An 18,355-nucleotide genomic window follows, 5' to 3' on the forward strand; every position below is an offset into this window, starting at 1 on the left:
GCCGCGATCCCTCCTGCCCTGAAAGACACATGGAATTACGAGGTCCCCCCTCATGTCCCTGTTCGTCGCGGCCGCGCCCGCCCCCACGCCGGCCGTCCCGCCGCACACCGGCGGCCTGCTCGCCCTGATACCCGGCACCGCGGGACTGCTGACGGTCGCCGCCCTCGGCGTCGCCCTCCTGCTCTTCCTGATCATCAAGGTCCGGCTGCAGCCCTTCGTCGCCCTGCTCGGGGTCTCCATCGCCGTCGGCCTGGCCGCCGGCCTCTCCGTCACCGAACTCTTCGGCACGGTCCAGAAGTCCGACGCCGTCTCGATGATCGAGACCGGTATGGGCGGCATCCTCGGCCATGTCGCGATCATCATCGGCCTGGGCACCATGCTCGGCGCGATCCTCGAAGTCTCCGGCGGCGCCGAGGTGTTGAGCACCCGCCTGCTCCGCCTCTTCGGTGAGCGGCGCGCACCCCTGGCCATGGGGATGACGGGCCTGATCTTCGGCATACCCGTCTTCTTCGACGTCGGCATCTTCGTCCTGGCGCCGATCGTGTACGCCGTCGCCAAGCTGCCCCGGGCATCCGACGGGCCCGGTGCGGGCGGGACCCGCCCCAAGTCGGTCCTCCTCTACTGCATGCCGCTGCTGGCCGGCCTGTCGATGACCCACGCCTTCCTGCCGCCGCACCCGGGTCCGGTCGCCGCGGCCGGCCTGTTCAAGGTCGACCTGGGCTGGGTCGTCCTCATGGGCGTCGTCTGCGGTATCCCCGCCGTGCTCGCGGCCTGGGGGTACGCCGCCTGGATCGGCCGGCGCCTGTTCGTCGAGGTCCCGCAGGACATGGTCGAGGCCGCGGCCGAGGCCAAGGCGGCCGTCGCCGCCGAGCAGCGGGCCGCGGGCGCCACCGGGAGCGAGCGGCCCGTCGCGCTCGGCGCGGTGCTCGCCATCATCGGCACGCCCCTGCTGCTCATCCTCCTGGCGACCTTCTCCTCCATCGCGCTGGCCCCCTCGACCGGCCGCTCGGTCATCGAGTTCTTCGGCCACCCCTTCGTCGCGCTGACCCTCGCCCTGCTGCTGGCGTACTACCTGCTGGGCTTTCGCCGCGGCTGGTCGCGCAAGTCGCTGGAGCGGGTCTCCACCGCGTCGCTGAAGCCGGTCGGCAACATCATCCTGGTGGTCGGCGCCGGCGGCGTCTTCGGCGCCGTGCTCAAGGGCAGCCAGGTGGCCACCGCCCTCTCCGACACCTTCCACGACCTGGGCCTGCCGGTGATCGTCCTGGCCTACCTGCTCTCGCTGGTCCTGCGGGTGGCCCAGGGGTCGGCGACGGTCGCGATCGTCACGACGGCCGGGATCGTGGTGCCCCTGGTCGAGGGCCAGGGACTGTCGCAGGCCCACTTGGCCCTGGTCATCATGGCGATCTCGGCGGGCTCGATCTTCGCCTCGCATGTGAACGACGGCGGCTTCTGGATGGTCAGCAAGTACTTCGGGATCACCGAGCGCGACACGCTCAAGTCCTGGACGGTGCTGGAGTCCGTGCTCTCGGTCGCGGGCTTCGCGGTGGCCGCACTGGTGAGCCTGGTCGTCTAGAGACCCGGCGCTTCACGGGTGGTGCCCGGTCCGTCCAGGACGGACCGGGCGGCCGCTCAACCGGTCTTGCAGTACTGGTCTTCCTTGCCGATCGCGCGGTACGGGCAGTCGGAGGTCTCCAGCAGTTGGAGCACCGCCTCCCGGTTGCGGGCCGTCTCCTTCGCGATCACCGAATCCCGGGGGTAGAAGCCGCCGGAGCCGGAGGACGACGGATACATTTCAAACGTGTACGCGAACACCTTCTGGTCCCCCCACAACCAGTCGTCGATCGCGCCGTCGGTGATGTAGAGCTCGCTGGACTGCTCGGGCGTGTAGCCGTTGGAGGCGGCCATCTTCTTGCCGATGGCGGCGAAGGCGTCGTGGTCGTCCTGGGTCATGCCCGGGCCGGTCTCGTCGTGGGTGAAGCCGAAGGGCCACAGGACGAGTTCGCTGTAGGTGTGGAAGTCGATCGCGGTCTTGATCTGCTGGGCGCCGCCGACGACGCGGCTGCGGACGAAGTCCGAGACGACCTTCACCTCGGGGGCGGAGGCGGCGGAGGGGCCGCGGTAGGTCTCGTCGCCCGGGTCGCCGGAGGAGCCGTCACAGCAGCCCCACTTGAAGTCCCAGTTGCGGTTGAGGTCGGTGCCGACCTCGCTGGATCCCTCGTTGGGCTGGCGGTTCTTGCGCCACATGGCGAAGTCGCCGGAGGCGATGTCGAACTCGCCGCCGTCGGGGTTGAGGTCCGGGATGATCCAGATCTCGCGGGAGTCGAGCATCTTGGTGACGCGGTCGTCGGAGCCGTACTTCGAGGTGAACTCGCCCAGGAGGTAGAGGGCCATCTCGACGGTGAGGTGCTCGCGGGCGTGCTGGTGGGCGGTGAAGAGGACCTCGGGCTCCTTCTCGTCCTTGCCGACGTTCTTGCTGAGCTTGAGGGCGATGATGTCCCGGCCCTCGTGGGAGGTGCCGATCTTCTGCTTGCCGAGGATGTCCGGGTACTTGGCGACGAGGCCGTCGATCTCCTTCGTCGCCTCGTCGTAGGTGTGGTAGCCGGTGTAGCCCTGCGGGAAGTCCTTCACGCGGTTCGACGGCCTGCCCTTGCCGACGCCCGGCGGGTCGGGCAACTGGCGCACCCGGTGGCCGAGTCGGCGTACCAGGTCGGCCTGGGCCCGGTCGGCGGTGACGACGACGGACCGGGCGTGGACCTCGTCGATGCTGACGCCGGTCGCGGCGAGGGCGGAGCGGGCCGCGGCGGTGGCGGGGCCGGTCACCTCGTACTGGTGGGGGAGTTCGGCGGCGCGGGCGGCGTCGGCGGGTCGGTCGGTCGGGGCGTTCTGCGCCTGGGCGGCCGCGGCGATCGGGCCGGCGAGCGCGAGGGAGAGGAGTGCGGCGAGGACGGTGGTGCGTCCGCCGCGTATTCGTGGTCGCATGCGGTCTCCTGTGGGGGGGTGTGAGTCGAAGCGACGGCGTCAGTGTTGAGCCTTGGCATGGCTGGGTCAAGGTGTGGGATGGCCATATGTGCGGGGGGCCTGATGGCCGGCGCCGACCGTCGAATCCCTCAACTTGACGTCGTTTACGGGAAATTGACTGCCGCGGGGCGCACCGCGGCGCGCACCACAAGACCAAGGCGGTGGACTTCGCCGGCACCGTCGCGCTGAGCGACTGCCGGCGGCGACCCCGCAGGTGAGCTGACGCGGGGGCGTGACATGCGAGCAGCCAGGCCCCGGGCACGCGGGTGCGCGGGACCTGGCTGTGGGGGGTGGCGCTCTACGGGAGGCCGTGGACGTGTGCGCCCACCTGGCCGGCGAACTCACCGCCGTTCGCGGCGTCCCAGTTGGTCGACCAGGTCATCGCGCCGCGCAGACCGGGATAGGTCTTCGACGGCTTGAAGGAGCCGCAGCCGCTGCCCTTGGTGAGGCAGTCCAGCGCGGCGTTGACGACGCTCGGTGCCACATATCCGCTGCCCGCCGCCTTCGAGGAGGCCGGGACGCCGATGCCGACCTGGGACGGGTCGAGGCCGCCCTCCAGCTGGATGCAGGCGAGCGAGGTCAGGAAGTCGACCGTGCCCTGTGCGTAGACCTTCCCGTCGCAGCCGTTCATCGAACCGCTGTTGTAGTACTGCATGTTGACGACGGTCAGGAAGTCCTTGATGGCCAGCGCCGTCTTGAAGTACTCGTTCTGCGGCGACTGCATGTCGATGGTCTGCGGCGCCATGGTCACCACGACGTCGCCGTGCGCGGCGTGCACGGCCTTGAGCGCCTTGGTCATATAGGTCGAGTCGAGCCCGTTCTCCAGGTCGATGTCGACGCCGTCGAAGCCGTACTCGTCCATGAGCGCGTTGACGGAGTCGGCGAAGTTCTCGGCCGAGGCGTCGTCGTTGACGGACACCGCGCCCTTCTCGCCGCCGACGGAGACGACCACCGACTTGCCGGCCGCCTGCTTGGCCTTGATGTCCGTCTTGAAGTCGTCGACCGAGCCGTAGCCGACGGCCGGGTCGAGGTGGAAGGTGAGGCCGCCCGGCTGGCCGGTCGCGTCGGCGAAGGAGACCGCGATGATGTCGTAGGCGTCGTCGACGTCCTTGAGTTTCTGCACCGTGGCGCCGTTGTCGAAGTTCTGCCAGTAGCCGGTGAGGGCGTGCGCGGGGACGGCGGCGGTGTGTGCGGCGGGCGGGGCCGGGGCGGGGTGGTCCTCGGCCGCGTTGGCGGTGCCGGCCACGAGGGCGCCGGCCGAGGCCAGTACGGCGGCGGCCAGCCCGGCCAGCAGCCGCTTGGTGACTCTTCCTGATCGTGCGCGAACCACGACTGCCTCCGAGTGGGGGGAAGTTGGGGGGAGTGGTGCGGATGCGCATTCAGGGGCCCTTGCGCTTGCCGTCCAAGGTGGTCCAGACCATTGAGCCTGTCAAGGGCCTGGACGCGGGCCGGTGTTCCCGTAGTCGTCGCTCGGGGGGTATGCGCTATTTCCCTATGGGGTGCTCGTGATGACGAGTAGCCCAGAACGTGTTCTCTGGGGCGTATCTCTGTGGATAAAGTGCTGAGCGTATGGCGCCGATGGCGCAGAGCTGTGCCGATCCGCGGTCCCGGGACCCCCGGAGGCCGGAGGGAGTGGGGGAGCGACGTGCCGACCGCGATTGCAGTCACCAGCCCTGACCTCGCGCTGCCGGCGACCGACCGGCAGACCCCCGCCGCCGTCGTCCTCCAGGCGCCGAGGCGCCAGCCGCTGGACGACGCGCTGACGGAACTGGCCGCCGTGCTGGAGCATCACGGCCACCTCATCGCGCTGTACTCCTCCGCCTGCCCGCCCGAGCACGTCCGCCGGCTGCACACCCTGCGCGCCGTCCTGGAGAGCGACCGGGTCGCCATCGTGCCGGTGTCGCTGCCGCCGCTGGGCGTGGCGCTGCTCGCCCGGCAGCTGCGGCAGCTGTCGCTGTGCGGCTTCAGCCCCGGGGTGCTGGCCAGTTCGGCGCGGCTGCTGAGCCACTACATCCACGCGGGCGCCCTGCTGGGCAGCGTCAGCGGCCTGGACCGGGTCGAGGTCGATCTGCGCTCCCACATGAAGTCCTGGCTGCCCGGCGCGCACTTCGCGGTGCTGGCCAACCCCGAACCGCAGCTGCTGCACCTGGACCGGCACAGCACCCAGGCCGGGCTGCCGGCCCCCGGATTCGCCACCCAGCTCGCGGTCGCCCGCGGCCAGCTCACCGCGGAGTGGGTGACCGCCTCGCTCGCCCCGGCCTGGCAGGTGCAGGCGGCGTACGAGGAGCGGCTGCCGGCGGAGTCCGCCCGGTGGTGGGGGACCCAGAAGCTGATCGAGTTCGCCGCGGCCATCCCCGATCCGTCCGTGCTGCGCCAGTTGGTGGCGTCGGTACGGCGTGCGGAGTGCGGCTGGTGCGGTCTGGAGGTCCTCGGCGACCGCTGCGCGTTCTGCGCGGCGCCGCTGGCGCGGGAGCAGAGTGCACGGGGCGGGTCGTCCGGGCGCCACCCCGCGGCCATAGCGGCGCCGGAGCCGGGCACCGCGCCGGCTCCGGCCACGCCTTCGCAGCCGGCACCCGCCCAGGACCCGGCCGCGGAATCCGGGCAGCCGCCCGCGCCGTGGACGGAGCGCGGCCTGTCCCCGGTGGCACCCTCGGGGGTGCCCGGCGCCACGGGCGTACGGGGCGGTGCGCCCGGCGGCACCGGACCCGGGCAGCTGGACGTCCGCGGGCCGGGCGCCGTAACGGGCGGTCCGGGCGGCCCAGTTCCGGACAACCCCTACGGGTCCGGACGCCCCGTGCCGGGCAACCCCTACGCCTGCGACGGCCCCGCTGCCCCCGGCCGCTGGGACCTGCCCGGCCACCCCGACTTCGCCGGTCCTCCCGACCCGCCCGGCCACCCCGACCTGTCCGGCCGCCATGACGTCTCCGGCGCGCCGCGCACGGTGGCCCGCGCGCGCTGACCCCGCCGCGCCCCCGACCGCCCTCACCCACGACGACCGCCCGCCCCGTCCCCCGTCCCGATCGAGGTCCCTGCCCCATGAACTCACGTCAGCGCCGCGGAGTGATCCTGCTGGTCCTGTCGCTCCTGTGCGCGGTCGGCGCGTTCGTCGGCGTACTGTCGGTGATCAAGAACGTCGAGTCCAAGGTCGGCCCCGAAAAGACCGCGTACCGGCTCAGGACGGATGTCGCGGCCTATAAACCGCTGGATCCGGGGCAGTTCGAAAAGGTGAGGATGCCGCAGCGCTGGCTGCCGCCGACCGCCGTGACCGACCTGGACAAGGTCAGCGGCAAGATCGCGGTGACCCCGCTCAAGAAGGGCTCGCTGCTCCAGGTCGACATGATCGTCGAGCGGCCCGCGCTGAAGCCCGGGCAGCAGGAGATCGCCATCATGATCGACGCCGCCACCGGAGTGGCCGGCAAGATCAACCCCGGTGCCCGGGTGAACATCTACGCCACCTTCGAGGGCAAGCGCCCCGAGGACAAGCCGGTCTCCAAGGTCATCGTCGCCGGTGCCCAGGTCATCGACGTCGGCAGGCTGAAGCCCCTGGAGGCCAAGGACCCCGGCGACACCACCACAGGGCGGCAGGCCGGCGAGGCCGTCCCGATCACCTTCGCGCTGGACACCCAGGACGCCCAGCGGGTCGCGTACGCCGAGTCCTTCGCCTCCCACGTACGGCTCGCCCTGCTCGCCCCGGGCAACGAGGCCGCCATCCCGCCCGGCCAGCGCACCTACACCCTCGACGGCGACAAGTGACCGGGAGGCTCAGGTGACCATCCGCATCCTTGCCGCGATCGGCGACCCGGACGCCGCACGCGCCGTCGGCTCGCTGCTCGACCAGCTGCCGGACGCCGAACCCGCGCCCGCCGTCGCCGACTCCGCGGCGCTGCTCGACGCCCTGGCCGGCGCCGCCGGAAGCGGTGGGGCCCCGCCCGCGGGCCAGGCCCCGTCCGCCGGCGGCGCGTCCTCGGCCGTCGAGGCGCTCCCCGAGGTCGTGCTGGTCCATGAGCGGATCGGCCCGACACCGGCGCTGGAGGTGATCCGCGAGGTGGCGCTGCGCTTCCCCGCGGTCGGCGTCGTGCTGATCACCACGGACGCCGGGCCCGCGCTGTTCTCCGCGGCGATGGACGCCGGCGCCCGGGGCATCGTCGGACTGCCGGTCGGCTACGACGAGTTGGCCGCCCGGGTGCAGGCCGCCGCCCAGTGGTCGGCGGGCGTACGGGTCCACCTGGGGGGAAGCCCGGAGGCCGCCCCCGGGCCGGCCGGGACGCTGGTGACCGTCACCGGCGCCAAGGGCGGGGTCGGCACGACCGTCACCGCAGTGCAGCTGGCGCTGGCCGCGCGGGCCGCGGGCCGCAGCGTCGCACTGGTCGACCTCGATCTGCAGTCCGGCGATGTCGCCTCCTACCTGGACGTCCAGTTCCGCCGCTCGATCGTCGACCTGGCGGGCATCCAGGACATCTCCGTACGGGTGCTCCAGGACGCGGTGCACGACCACCACACGGGGCTGGGACTGCTGCTGGCGCCGGAGGAGGGCGAGCGCGGCGAGGAGGTCGACGACCGCGCGGCCCGCCAGATCATCGGCGCACTGCGCTCCCGCTACGAGGTGGTGCTGGTCGACTGCGGCTCCCAGATGCAGTCCGCGAACGCCGCCGCCGTCGAACTCGCCGATGCCGCCCTGCTGGTGACCACCCCGGACGTGGTCGCCGTACGCGCCGCCAAACGGCAGGTGCGGCTGTGGGACCGGCTGCAGATCCGCAAGGCCGAGGACACCACGACGGTGGTCAACCGCCTCACCCGCAGCACCGAGATCCAGCCGCCGTTGGTCGCCAAGGCCACCGGCACCCAGGTGGCCCGCACCCATGTCCCGGCCGCCTTCAAGGAGTTGCAGCCCTGCGTCGACGCCGGCCGGATGCAGGATCTGGACGGCCGGTCGACGGTCAAGCAGGCGCTCTGGGCGCTGGCGGGCGAGCTGGGGCTGGTGGACTCACCGGCCGCGCGGCAGGGGCGGGGCAGCCATCGGGCGCGTCCGTCGCTGACGGGGCGCAAGCGCAAGGCCATCACGGCGGGGGCGGCTTCCGGTTCCGGGACGGGTTCGGGTCCGGCGTCGGGGTCCGCCTCCGGGGCCGGGTCGGGGTCCGGCACCCGGTTCGGCGCGCGGCGGGGGCCGGCCGCGGCGGCCGGCGGCTCCGGGCCGTTCGATCCGGCCGGTCCGTACGAGGAGGGCTGAGCGGTGCGGCGCCCCCTGGGCGGCAACGACCGCGGGCAGGTCTCCGTGGAGTTCCTGGGGCTGCTCCCGCTGATCCTGCTGGTGCTCGTCCTGCTGTGGCAGTTCGTGCTGGTCGGGTACACCTACTCGCTCGCCGCGCACTCCGCCGACCGGGGCGCGCGGGCCGCCACCGCCACGGAGGGCGGCGGCGCGGGCGCCTGCCGCACCGCGGCCGAGGACCAGCTCCCGGCCGCCTGGCGGGCCGGCGCCTCGACCTCGTGCGGCACCGGGTCCGGCCTGTGGAAGGCCACGGTCCGGATCAAGGTCCCGGTGCTCTTCCCCGGCGCCGGCGACTTCCCGTGGACGGTCACCGGCACGGCCGGCGCCGCGAAGGAGGACCGAGGATGAGCGCCGCACGCCCGCCCGGCCGCCCCGGCACCCCCCGCCGCCGTCCGCGCGTCCCCGCCCGGCTGCGCGGCCACGGCCGCGACCGGGGCCAGGCGTCCATCGAGTTCCTCGGCTTCCTGCCGATCCTGCTGTTGGTCGCGCTGGCCGTGGTCCAGTTGGGCCTGGCGGCGTACGCCGTGCAGCAGGCCGGCACCGGAGCGCGCGCCGCGGCCCGTACCGCCTCGATGGACCGGGCCGACCGCGAGAGCGATCCGCAGACCGCGGGCCGGGCCGCGATGACCGGCTGGGTCGCCGACGGCGCGTCGATCACCGTGGGCGGCGGGGGCGGCGCGGTCCGGGCGACCGCGACGGTACAAATCCCCTCCCTCATCCCCGGCGTCGACTTCGGCTCCGCCAGCCGCAGCGCCACCATGCCCCGCACCGAGACACCCAGCGCAGCGCGTATGCACGAAGGAGCTTCAGGAGTGCCGGCCGCACCAAAAGCACAAGGAGCACTAGGAGCACCCGGAGTGCCGGCCGCAGCAAAAGCACAAGGAGCACTAGGAGCACCCGGAGTGCCGGCCGCAGCAAAAGTACAAGGAGCACTAGGAGCACCCCTGCGATGAGTCTGAAAGCCCGGATCGTCGCACCCGAGCCGGCCGGTGAGGCGCGTCAGGACAGCAATTTGGTCGCCGTCTACCGGGCCAAGCTGCTGGAGGAGATCGACCTCGCCGAGATGTCCTCGCTGGCCGCGGCCGAGCGCCGCTCGCGGCTGGAGCGGGTGCTGGGCCACATCATCAGCCGCGAGGGCCCGGTGCTTTCGACGGCCGAACGCGCCCAGCTCATCCGCCGGGTGGTCGACGAGGCGCTCGGCCTCGGGGTCCTGGAGCCGCTGCTGGAGGACGCCTCGATCACCGAGATCATGGTCAACGGCCCGGACCAGGTCTACGTCGAGCGCTCCGGACGGGTCGAGCTGGTCCCCGTGCGGTTCGCCTCCCACGAGCAGCTGATGCAGACCATCGAGCGGATCGTCTCCACCGTCAACCGCCGCGTGGACGAGTCCAATCCGATGGTCGACGCCCGGCTGCCGTCCGGCGAGCGGGTCAACGTCATCATCCCGCCGCTCGCCCTGAACGGCGCCACGCTCACCATCCGCCGCTTCCCGCGCGCCTACACCCTGGCCGAACTCATCGGCATGGGCACGCTCGACGAGCAGATGCTGATGCTGCTGGCCGGGCTGGTCCGCGCCAAGTTCAACGTAGTGGTCTCCGGCGCGACCGGCGCCGGCAAGACCACCCTGCTCAACGCGCTCTCCGGACTGATCCCCGACGGGGAGCGGATCATCACCGTCGAGGACGCCGCCGAACTCCAGCTCCAGCAGTCCCATGTCATCCGGCTGGAGTCCCGGCCGCCCAACGTGGAGGGCAAGGGCCGGATCACCATCCGCGACCTGGTGCGCAACTCCCTGCGCATGCGCCCCGACCGCATCATCGTCGGCGAGGTGCGCGGCGGCGAGACCCTCGACATGCTCCAGGCGATGTCCACCGGCCACGACGGCTCGCTCGCCACCGTCCACGCCAACAGCGCCGAGGACGCCCTGATGCGGCTGCAGACGCTGGCTTCCATGTCGGACGTCAAGATCCCCTTCGAGGCGCTACGGGACCAGATCAACAGCGCCGTCGACTGCCTGGTCCAGCTCACCCGGCACGCCGACGGCTCCCGCCGGATCAGCGAGATCGCCATCCTCGGCTCACGCGGCCACGAGGACTACCGGATCACCACCGTCTGCCGCTTCGAGGCCCAGCCGATGGGCGCCGACCGCGTCGTGCACGGCCGCTTCCGCTACTTCCCGCTGCCCCGCCGGGTCGCCGAACGCCTCTTCATGGCGAGCGAGCCCACCCCGCCCGCCTTCGGCGTCGCGGCCACCGACGACCAACTCGCCACCCGGAAGGCCACCTCATGACCGGCTGGGCCCTGACCACTGCCGCCGAGGGGCCGATCACGGCCACCGGGACGCACCTCTCCCAGCTCACCATCGGGGCCACGCTGCTGTGCGGGCTGCTCGCGATCGCCGGCGTCCGCACCTACGCGGCCGGCCGCGCCCAGCGGCAGGCCGTCGTCGACCGGCTCGACGACGACCACGGGCTGCCGGTGGCCGGACGGCGGCGCCGCTTCCCGTCCGTGGACCGCACGCTGCGCGGCACCCGCTTCGGCCGGCGCCTCGAACTGAGGCTGGCCGCCACCGGCCTGGACGTCACCCCCGGCGAGTTCTTCGTCGGCATGCTCGCCGCCGTCCTCGCCCTGTGGCTGATCGCCCAGGCCGTACTCGCCCCCTTCTTCGGCCCGATCGCCGCACTCGTCGCGGTCTGGGCGGCGTTCGCGTTCCTCAACTGGCAGCGCCAGAAGCGCATCGAGAAGTTCATCAACCAGCTGCCCGAGCTCTCCCGGATCCTCGCCAACGCCACCCAGGCCGGGCTGGCGCTGCGCACGGCGCTGGGCATGGCGGCCGAGGAACTGGAGGCACCGGCCGGCGAGGAGCTGGCCAAGGTCTCCGACAAGCTCTCCGTCGGCCACTCCATCGACGAGGCGCTCGGCGAGCTGGCCGAACGCCTCCCCTCCCGCGAACTCGTCGTCCTGGTCACCACCTTGGTGCTCGCCAACCGCGCCGGCGGCACGGTCGTCGGCTCGCTGCGCAACCTCACCAAGACCCTGGAGGAGCGCAAGGAGACCCGCCGTGAGGTCCGCACCCAGCTCTCCCAGGTGGTCGTCACCGCCTATGTGGTCCCGCTGCTCGGCATCGGCACCCTGCTGCTGATGAACCGGATCGCCCCCGGCGCCATCGACCGGATGACCTCGTCGTTCCTCGGCCAGCTCGCGGTCGTGGTGGCCTTCGCCCTCTACGGGTTCGGCTTCTTCTTCATCCGCCGCCTGTCCAAGATCGACGTCTAACGGGAACGGAAAGCCGGTATGGGAATCGGAATTGTGCTGGCCGCGGCCCTGGCGCTCTCGGTCGTCGGCATCTGCTGCGGTATCGCCCTCTACCGCCGCGAGGCCCGGCTGCCGCCCGATCTGGCGCTGTCGCTGGAGGTCGGCTCGACCCGTACGACGGCGGTCGGCTCGGCCGTGGACCGGGCCGGTATGCGCTACGCGCCGCTCGTGCTGCGCCTGATGGGCGACAGGCGCACCGCCCGCATCCGCCGCCGCATCGACCTGGCGGGCAACCCGGGCGGGCTGACCGTCGACCGCTACGCCGCCCGCCGCGCCGTCTACGGCGCCCTCGGCTTCTTCGGCGCGCTGGTGATGTTCCTGCGCGGCCAGCCGGTTCTCGGCGTCCTGATGGTGCTCTTCGGCCTCTTCTGGAACGAGGTCGGTATCTGGGCCGCGATCCGCCAGCGCAAGGACACCATCGAACGCACTCTTCCGGACTTTCTGGATGTGCTCGCCGTCGTCGTCAGCGCCGGCCTGAGCTTCCGCCAGGCACTGGACCGCGTCGCGGAGAAGTACGAGGGGCCCTGGGCCGATGAACTCCGCATCACGCTCCGGCAGATGGACATGGGCGTCAGCCGCCGTGCCGCCTTCGAGGAACTGCGCAAACGCAACGACTCGGAACAGGTCGCCCAGTTCGTCACCGCCCTGCAGCAGGGCGAGGAGCTGGGCTCGCCCATCGTCGAGACCCTGATCCAGATCGCGAACGACATGCGGCGCACCGACGCCCAGAACGCCCGGCGGCGGGCCGCCCGCGCGGTCCCCAAGGCCACCATGGTCGTCACCACCTTCATGGTCCCGGCCACGATGATCCTGCTCATCGCCGGTTTCTTCCTCGGCTCGGGCACCAACTTCGGCTCCCTGATGGGCGACTGACCGTGCCGCACCCGCCACGGGCCGAACGCGGCGGGTGCGCCCGGCGGCAGCGCCCCGTACCCGGCCGGATGCGTACGGTTCGCCGTGCGCTTCTCGACAACGCCTTCGCAGGAGCAACGAGTTGTGCCACAGTGGGTGGGCCGGCGGCCGGGTCCGCACCGCGGTGCGCCGCGGCCCGCCGGCCCGTATGGGCATCGGAGCGGGGCAGCGTCCCGAAGGGGGAGCGGGGGTGGACAGGGTGTGGCTGAGTCGCCAAATCGCGCCGTTGTGTCCTTTGCCCGTGCCCTTTGAAGAGGAAGGGGTTCGGAATCCCTGTTCCGGGAACGCTGTTCCGGCGTACTTTTCTCGTGTCACGAGCGCGGACGAACGCGCCGACACCACGGGGGCAGACCAGCCGGACCAGAGCGGTACGGCCGCCCATGGAGGGGAATTCGATGGCGAAGCGGATTTTGGGGAACGACCGGGGACAGACCTCGATCGAGTACCTCGGCATCATCGCGGTGGTCGTGGCGATCGTCCTGGTCCTGTCGACCACGGACTTCGGCAGTCAGATCGCCAACGCCATCGCCAACAAGATCTCCGACGTCGTCGGTATCTAGGCTCTTCCACCGCCGCCGTGACGGCCACGATCACGCGCCGCAGCCGGCGCGACGCCGGGCAGGCCTTTCCGCTGTACATTGTCGCGGTCGGGGGCCTGCTCTTTCTCGCGCTCGCGTTCTTCGCCGTGGGCCAGGCGGCGGCGACCCGCAACGGCGCGCAGACCGCCGCCGACGCGGCCGCGCTCGCCGCCGGCCAGAAGTACCGCGAACTGCTTGCCAAGGGCGTGCTCGACGGTCTCCGCGACGGGCGGTACGACAGCGACCGGGCCGCCTGGGAGGACCTGCTGAACGGGCGTGGCGCCCCGTCCGAGGGGGCCTGTGCGAGCGCGGACTGGTTCGCCGGCCGCAACGACGCCGAGGTCGCCTCCTGCACCCCGGACTCCTGGCCCACCTCGTTCGCCGTCACCATCAAGACCAGCGACACCGTGGGCCGTTCGGTCATCCCCGGCACCGAGAGCAAGCACGCGTCGGCCGGGGCGACCTCGGTCGTCAGGCCGCGCTGCGCCCTCGACCCGGCCGAGGACGACGGCGGCACACCCGGCAAGCCGGGCAAGGGAGCCGACGACCCAGGAGGGAAGGGCAACGACGGCAAGGAAGGCAAGGACGCCCCCGAGCCCGCCGCCATCAAGATCACCTGCGATGGCAAGGGGTGGACGCTCGACCCCGAGAGCCTCCAGGATCTCCCCGACGCCTCCGACCTGTTCTCCGTACGCCTGGCCCGCTGAGCCGGCCCCGCACCACCCCGACCGCCACCGCACCGACCCGACCGACCACACGACGATCGAAGGAATCGCAACCATGAGCATTCGGCGCACCACGAAGACCGCCAGGGGAGCGGTCGCCATGGCGAGCGCTGTCGGCCTGGCGCTCGTCGTGGCCGGCTGTGGTGGCGGCGGTGACGGCGGTTCGCGGGCGAGTGACGACAAGAAGCCGCCGGCCCGCAGCCACGCCCCCAAGGACAGCGGTCCCGGCACGCCCGCGGCCGACTCCGCCAAGGTGATCGGCGAGATGAAGGGCCCCGACGGCGTGGTGGTCACGCTCAGCTCCGTCGTCCGGGACTCCGGCGGCTTCGTCACCGTCAACGGCACGGTCACCAACCACGGCAGCCGCGCCTTCAACGCCATCGACTGGCGCTCCAACGAGACCGAGCTGCGCTCCCGCTCCTCCATCTCCGGAGCCACCCTCGTCGACAAGGCGGGCAAGAAGCGATATCTGGTGCTGCGCGACACCAACGGCGAGTGCCTGTGCACGACCGGGCTGAGCGGCCTGATGCCGGGCGCCAGCCGCCCGATATTCGCGCAGTTCCCGGCGCCGCCCGCCAAGGTGACCGAGGTCGACTTCCAGCTGCCGACCATGCCGCCGGCCAGCGTGCAGATCACGGACTGAGCGGGCCGCGCCGATGACCGTGACCCAGCTGCCCCGGACCCCGCGTGCGCCCCGCGCCCGTACCGCCGTCACCGCCGCCGTCGCCCTGCTGCTGACCGTGGTGCTCACGGCCCCCGCCGCCCACGCCGACCCGCCGGGCGTGACCGAGGACTCCAACCCTCCGGTCCGCATCGACCCCGGCGACCCCGACCTGCGGATGGTCCAGGGGGCCAAGCTCGCCCCGTCCAAAGTCCTCAACATCAAGTCCATCGTCGAGACCGACGACGGCTCCGAGCGCCGGCAGGACACCAACGACAACGTGACCTTCGCGCTCCAGGCCGAGGTCCTCTTCGGCAAGGACAGCGCCGAGCTGTCGCCGGACGCGCTGTCGCGGATCGCCACCATCGCCGCCGAGATCAAGCGGCAGCACGCCACCAGCCTGCGGGTCTTCGGCTTCACCGACAACCTCGGCTCGGCGAGCCACGGCCTGACGCTGTCCCGCAAGCGCGCCAACGCCGTCCAGCAGGAATTGGCCAAGGACCTCGGCTCGTCCGTCGCCTTCCAGATCCGCGGCTACGGCGAGCAGTACCCGATCGCGGACAACGGCACGGAGGAAGGCCGCAAGAAGAACCGGCGGGTGGAGGTCAGCTTCCCTCGGGCCGGTGGGCCTGGCTGATCCCACGTTGTCGGCTGCGGCGCCGTGGTGGTTGTTCGCCGTTGCGCCTGGCGGCGGGCGTGGGTTTGTCGGGTGCGGTGACAGCCCTACGGACTCCGTCCTACGGTCTGTCCCCTCCCGTGGGTGGGAGTGGGAAGGCCCGGTGGGGGCGGGCCTGATCCGTCGACTGTCGGCACACGAAGGCTGACGTCCACCCCCACCGTTCTTCTCCCACCCCCAACGGGAGGGGGCGGGCCGGAGGGGTAGGGGTGTGGGACGTAAAGCGCAGCAGTCCCACACCCCTACCCCTCCGGCCCGTCACCGGCAGCCGAACAGCCCCGCGCAGCGGCAACAGCCCGCCGCAGGCGCAACGGCGAGAAACCCCCACGGCGGGACAGCCGAAAACGTGGGAAGCAGCCCCAAGCGCACAGCGGCTATTTGGACTGCCCGATCCAATAACTGCTAAAATGCGCGCCATGGCGCGACCCAGGAAGTTCGACGAGGCGCGGGCCGTCGACGCCGCGATGGACGCGTTCTGGGCCGCCGGCTATGAGGCGACCTCCACCCAGGACCTGTGCGACGCCACAGGCCTGGGTCGCAGCAGCATCTACAACACCTTCAAGAGCAAGCACGACCTCTTCGAGCGGGCCCTGGCCCGCTATATGGAGTTCAAGAACGGCGAGCTGTTCGAGCTGCTGGAGGGCGAGCTGCCCGCGCGACCGAAGCTCCGCGCGCTGCTCCAGCGGGTGATCGACGACGAGGCCGCGTACGCGGACGGCCGCGGCTGCCTGGTCGTCAACACCTGCGTCGAGGTGTCGGCCCACGATCCGTCGGTCGCGGCCTCGCTGGAGCGGGACTACGGCGTACGGCTGGAGGCGATCCGCGCCGTGATCGAGTCCGGCCAGCGCGACGGCGACATCGCGCGCGACAAGGACCCCCGCACCCTCGCGCACCTGGTCATCGCCGCGATCGGCGGGCTGCGGGTCTCGGCCCGTGCCGGGGTCGACCGGTCGGCGCTCCAGAGCGTCGCGGACGCGGCGCTGACCGCGATCTGAGCGGGCCGGCCCGCGCCGTACCCCCTTCACCCGGCGTCCGCACCCCGTACGGTCACCAGGAGCGCGCCCGCCGCGGCGAGTGCGGCCACCACGAGGCCGAAGACGGTGGCGGCCGCCGGGAGGCCGATGGCGTCGCTGAGGTAGCCGTCGGCTACCGGGAGGACGCCGGCGAGGAGGTAACCCCCGGCGTTCAGACCCGCGTTGGCCTCCGCGCGGCGGGTCGCCGGGACCTCGCGGCTGAGCAGGGTCAGGCCGCCCAGCTGGCCCGCGCCCTGGCCCGCGCCGGCCAGGACCACCGCGGCGACCAGCGGCGGGAGCGTGGCGGTGTGCACGGCGGCGACCAGGGCCAGGGTGCCGGCGACGGTGGCCGCGCCGGACGTCAGCAGCACCGTACGGACCGTCAGATGCCGCACCGCGAACTGCACACCGGCGGCCGCCAGGAACATCACCAGCGCCAGTCCGCCCGCCAGTGCGCGGTTCGCCGTACCGAGGAGTCCGGCCAGCAGGGACGGTCCGAGTGACAGGACGAAGGCGGTGGCGCTGATCCCCGGGGCGAACGCCGCGAGTCCCAGGGCGAGATGGCGGCGGTTGTCGCGCGGGACCGCCGGCAGCCGCACCCAGGACCGCGGGCGGGCGGCCCCGGTGCCGGTCCCCGGCCGTCGTCGCGGCAGCGGCATCCTGGCCACCACCGCCAACGCCGTGGCCAGCAGGGCCGCTTCGACGGCGAAGACGGTGACGGTCGGCGCGGGCGCGGTCTGCGACAGCACCCCGGCCAGTACGGGGCCGATCCCGGCGCCCAGCACCATCGCGGTGGAGGCCAGCAGCGGACCGATCCGGCGGCCCGCCGCGATGTCGGTGACCGCGGCCATCCCGGCGGAGACGGCGGCGCCGGTGGCGGCACCGGTCAGCAGCCGGGCGATGGCCAGCGCGGCCACCGAGGGCGCGGTGGCGTAGCCGAGGCAGGCGGTGACGGCCAGCAGGAGCGCGGGGATCAGCACCGGCTTGCGGCCGAGGCGGTCCGAGGCCACGCCCGCCACCAGCAGCGCGCCGAGCAGCCCGACCACGTAGGCGGCGTAGATCAGCGTCAGGGTGCCGGATCCGAAGCCGAGTCGGCGCTGCCACACCCCGTACAGCGGCATCGCCGCGTTCGACAGAGTGAAGATCGCGACCACCGGCCAGGCGGCGAACCAGATCTCGCGGACGGGCGGCGGTGCGGGTGCGGGTTCCGGTGCGGGTGGTGTCGCGGTCCGGGCCGGCGGCGCGGTGCGGGTTTCGGGCATGGGGGTCCCCTCCTCATCCAGCAAGTACGAGATGATTCGTACAAGCGGTACGAGGAGATTCGTACAGGCAGTAGCAGTACGATGCAAGTCGTACTAGCGGTCGGTGGTCGAGAGGGAGGAGCGCCGGATGTCGTCCAGGACAGCGGCACGGACCGAAGAGGTGGAGGAGAGCGGCGCGGCGCGGCTCGATATCGCCGCGCTCCAGCGGCCCGTCCCGCCCGACGCGCCCGATCCGCTGCCGGAGCCGGCGCGCGAGGCCCTGCGGCTGGAATCCGTCATGGGCGCGCTGAGCGATCCGCTGCGGCTGCGCATCGTGCGCACGCTGCTGCTGGAGTCGGAGGCCTTCGACCACACCTGCGGCTGGTTCGGCCTCGACCGGCCCAAGTCCTCGCTCACCCACCACTTCCGGGCCCTGCGGGAGGCCGGTCTGATCCGTCAGCGGCAGTACGGGCTGGAGCGGCGCAGCCATGTCCGGGTCGACGATCTCCAGGCCCGGTTCCCCGGCCTGCTGGCCCTGGTCGCCGACTGGCGGGAGTGAGCGCGCGGCGCGGCGGTCAGCGCGAGCCGGCCGCCTCGACGGTAAGGCGCAGGCCGGGGCGCAGGCCCCACCGCGACATCGCGCCGGCCTCCGCCTCCAGCACGTGCCGGGCGCGCAGGCGGGGGCGGCCCAGCCGGCCCGGCCGCATGGTGCGTACGGCCAGCACCGTGAAGTCCCGTCCCAGATAGGCGACATCGATCGCGAACCGCATCCGGAAGGTGTGCACACCGCTCGCAGGGGTCAGCAGCAGCGCCCCCTCGATGCCGTCGCGGCCCAGCAGGCCGCGGGTGCGGGCGCGATAGGACGCCGCGATCTCCACCGGAATGGCGGTGTCCGCGCCGTGCAGCATCCCCGGTCCGTTCTCCCAACGCGCCATGCGCAGCGTTCTATC

The 18,355-nt window shown here is 72.3% G+C and carries 19 protein-coding genes; 15 read left to right on the forward strand and 4 right to left on the reverse strand.

The window, feature by feature from the left end:
- The first annotated feature begins 52 nt into the window (after positions 1-52).
- The gene (locus WAB15_RS26370) at positions 53-1,573 is read left to right on the forward strand and encodes a GntP family permease (protein ID WP_399150141.1); all 1,521 of its coding nucleotides are present in this window, start codon (positions 53-55) and stop codon (positions 1,571-1,573) included.
- A gap of 56 nt (positions 1,574-1,629) precedes the next feature.
- Here the strand turns inward: WAB15_RS26370 and WAB15_RS26375 are convergent, their stop codons facing one another.
- Positions 1,630-2,979, reverse strand: coding sequence for a M14 family metallopeptidase (locus WAB15_RS26375; RefSeq protein WP_407287769.1), 1,350 nt, complete (start codon positions 2,977-2,979; stop codon positions 1,630-1,632).
- A 337-nt stretch (positions 2,980-3,316) separates the two neighbouring features.
- Entirely contained in the window at positions 3,317-4,348 is a 1,032-nt protein-coding gene (locus WAB15_RS26380) for a chitinase (protein WP_407287770.1), read from the reverse strand.
- A 315-nt stretch (positions 4,349-4,663) separates the two neighbouring features.
- On the opposite strand from WAB15_RS26380, the gene WAB15_RS26385 reads away from it, so the two are divergent.
- The 13 genes from WAB15_RS26385 to WAB15_RS26445 all read left to right on the forward strand — a co-directional run bounded on the left by WAB15_RS26385 (position 4,664) and on the right by WAB15_RS26445 (position 16,146).
- Positions 4,664-5,977 (forward strand): hypothetical protein, encoded by a 1,314-nt coding sequence (locus WAB15_RS26385; RefSeq protein WP_407287771.1) that lies wholly within the window; start codon positions 4,664-4,666, stop codon positions 5,975-5,977.
- Positions 5,978-6,054: 77 nt separating this feature from the next.
- On the forward strand, positions 6,055-6,771 hold the full coding sequence (gene cpaB / locus WAB15_RS26390) for a Flp pilus assembly protein CpaB (protein WP_399150137.1): 717 nt from the start codon (positions 6,055-6,057) through the stop codon (positions 6,769-6,771).
- Between the two features lie 13 nt (positions 6,772-6,784).
- Entirely contained in the window at positions 6,785-8,245 is a 1,461-nt protein-coding gene (locus tag WAB15_RS26395; protein WP_399150136.1) for a CpaE family protein, read from the forward strand.
- A gap of 3 nt (positions 8,246-8,248) precedes the next feature.
- Entirely contained in the window at positions 8,249-8,632 is a 384-nt protein-coding gene (locus tag WAB15_RS26400) for a TadE/TadG family type IV pilus assembly protein (protein ID WP_407287772.1), read from the forward strand.
- Positions 8,629-9,237, forward strand: a complete 609-nt coding sequence (locus WAB15_RS26405; protein WP_407287773.1) for a TadE/TadG family type IV pilus assembly protein — start codon at positions 8,629-8,631, stop codon at positions 9,235-9,237. Before WAB15_RS26400 ends, WAB15_RS26405 begins: the two co-directional genes overlap by 4 nt.
- Positions 9,234-10,574, forward strand: coding sequence for a CpaF family protein (locus WAB15_RS26410; protein WP_399150133.1), 1,341 nt, complete (start codon positions 9,234-9,236; stop codon positions 10,572-10,574). Before WAB15_RS26405 ends, WAB15_RS26410 begins: the two co-directional genes overlap by 4 nt.
- Positions 10,571-11,560: a type II secretion system F family protein gene (locus WAB15_RS26415; protein WP_407287774.1), complete on the forward strand. Its 990-nt coding sequence runs from the start codon at positions 10,571-10,573 to the stop codon at positions 11,558-11,560. Before WAB15_RS26410 ends, WAB15_RS26415 begins: the two co-directional genes overlap by 4 nt.
- Before the next feature lie 18 nt (positions 11,561-11,578).
- Entirely contained in the window at positions 11,579-12,472 is an 894-nt protein-coding gene (locus WAB15_RS26420) for a DUF5936 domain-containing protein (protein ID WP_407287775.1), read from the forward strand.
- A 434-nt stretch (positions 12,473-12,906) separates the two neighbouring features.
- Positions 12,907-13,071, forward strand: a complete 165-nt coding sequence (locus WAB15_RS26425; protein WP_018089307.1) for a membrane protein — start codon at positions 12,907-12,909, stop codon at positions 13,069-13,071.
- Between the two features lie 17 nt (positions 13,072-13,088).
- Positions 13,089-13,796 carry a pilus assembly protein TadG-related protein gene (locus WAB15_RS26430; RefSeq protein ID WP_407287776.1) on the forward strand — a complete coding sequence of 236 codons (708 nt, stop codon included), beginning with the start codon at positions 13,089-13,091 and terminating at the stop codon, positions 13,794-13,796.
- A gap of 73 nt (positions 13,797-13,869) precedes the next feature.
- Positions 13,870-14,457, forward strand: coding sequence for a hypothetical protein (locus tag WAB15_RS26435; RefSeq protein ID WP_407287777.1), 588 nt, complete (start codon positions 13,870-13,872; stop codon positions 14,455-14,457).
- Positions 14,458-14,470: 13 nt separating this feature from the next.
- On the forward strand, positions 14,471-15,112 hold the full coding sequence (locus WAB15_RS26440; RefSeq protein ID WP_407287778.1) for an OmpA family protein: 642 nt from the start codon (positions 14,471-14,473) through the stop codon (positions 15,110-15,112).
- Positions 15,113-15,567: 455 nt separating this feature from the next.
- Positions 15,568-16,146 (forward strand): TetR/AcrR family transcriptional regulator, encoded by a 579-nt coding sequence (locus WAB15_RS26445; protein WP_407287779.1) that lies wholly within the window; start codon positions 15,568-15,570, stop codon positions 16,144-16,146.
- Between the two features lie 26 nt (positions 16,147-16,172).
- On the opposite strand, the gene WAB15_RS26450 is transcribed toward WAB15_RS26445, so the two are convergent.
- Complete coding sequence (locus WAB15_RS26450) at positions 16,173-17,426, reverse strand: MFS transporter (protein ID WP_407287780.1); 1,254 nt, start codon at positions 17,424-17,426, stop codon at positions 16,173-16,175.
- Between the two features lie 127 nt (positions 17,427-17,553).
- Between WAB15_RS26450 and WAB15_RS26455 the strand changes: the two genes are divergently transcribed.
- A complete protein-coding gene (locus WAB15_RS26455; protein WP_407287781.1) occupies positions 17,554-17,964 on the forward strand; it encodes an ArsR/SmtB family transcription factor in 411 nt (136 codons plus the stop codon).
- A gap of 16 nt (positions 17,965-17,980) precedes the next feature.
- Here the strand turns inward: WAB15_RS26455 and WAB15_RS26460 are convergent, their stop codons facing one another.
- The gene (locus tag WAB15_RS26460) at positions 17,981-18,340 is read right to left on the reverse strand and encodes a DUF192 domain-containing protein (protein WP_407287782.1); all 360 of its coding nucleotides are present in this window, start codon (positions 18,338-18,340) and stop codon (positions 17,981-17,983) included.
- Positions 18,341-18,355 lie beyond the last annotated feature (15 nt).

Origin of the sequence: Streptomyces sirii, assembly GCF_045690365.1 — a bacterium.
Lineage (GTDB): Bacteria > Actinomycetota > Actinomycetes > Streptomycetales > Streptomycetaceae > Streptomyces > Streptomyces sirii.

Coding starts and splice junctions, on each gene's coding strand:
- WAB15_RS26370 (WP_399150141.1), top strand. CDS start 53: ATGTCCCTGTTCGTCGCGGCCGCGCCCGCCCCCACGCCGGCCGTCCCG.
- WAB15_RS26375 (WP_407287769.1), bottom strand. CDS start 2,979: ATGCGACCACGAATACGCGGCGGACGCACCACCGTCCTCGCCGCACTC.
- cpaB (WP_399150137.1), top strand. CDS start 6,055: ATGAACTCACGTCAGCGCCGCGGAGTGATCCTGCTGGTCCTGTCGCTC.
- WAB15_RS26405 (WP_407287773.1), top strand. CDS start 8,629: ATGAGCGCCGCACGCCCGCCCGGCCGCCCCGGCACCCCCCGCCGCCGT.
- WAB15_RS26410 (WP_399150133.1), top strand. CDS start 9,234: ATGAGTCTGAAAGCCCGGATCGTCGCACCCGAGCCGGCCGGTGAGGCG.
- WAB15_RS26415 (WP_407287774.1), top strand. CDS start 10,571: ATGACCGGCTGGGCCCTGACCACTGCCGCCGAGGGGCCGATCACGGCC.
- WAB15_RS26420 (WP_407287775.1), top strand. CDS start 11,579: ATGGGAATCGGAATTGTGCTGGCCGCGGCCCTGGCGCTCTCGGTCGTC.
- WAB15_RS26425 (WP_018089307.1), top strand. CDS start 12,907: ATGGCGAAGCGGATTTTGGGGAACGACCGGGGACAGACCTCGATCGAG.
- WAB15_RS26435 (WP_407287777.1), top strand. CDS start 13,870: ATGAGCATTCGGCGCACCACGAAGACCGCCAGGGGAGCGGTCGCCATG.
- WAB15_RS26440 (WP_407287778.1), top strand. CDS start 14,471: ATGACCGTGACCCAGCTGCCCCGGACCCCGCGTGCGCCCCGCGCCCGT.
- WAB15_RS26445 (WP_407287779.1), top strand. CDS start 15,568: ATGGCGCGACCCAGGAAGTTCGACGAGGCGCGGGCCGTCGACGCCGCG.
- WAB15_RS26450 (WP_407287780.1), bottom strand. CDS start 17,426: ATGCCCGAAACCCGCACCGCGCCGCCGGCCCGGACCGCGACACCACCC.
- WAB15_RS26455 (WP_407287781.1), top strand. CDS start 17,554: ATGTCGTCCAGGACAGCGGCACGGACCGAAGAGGTGGAGGAGAGCGGC.
- WAB15_RS26460 (WP_407287782.1), bottom strand. CDS start 18,340: ATGGCGCGTTGGGAGAACGGACCGGGGATGCTGCACGGCGCGGACACC.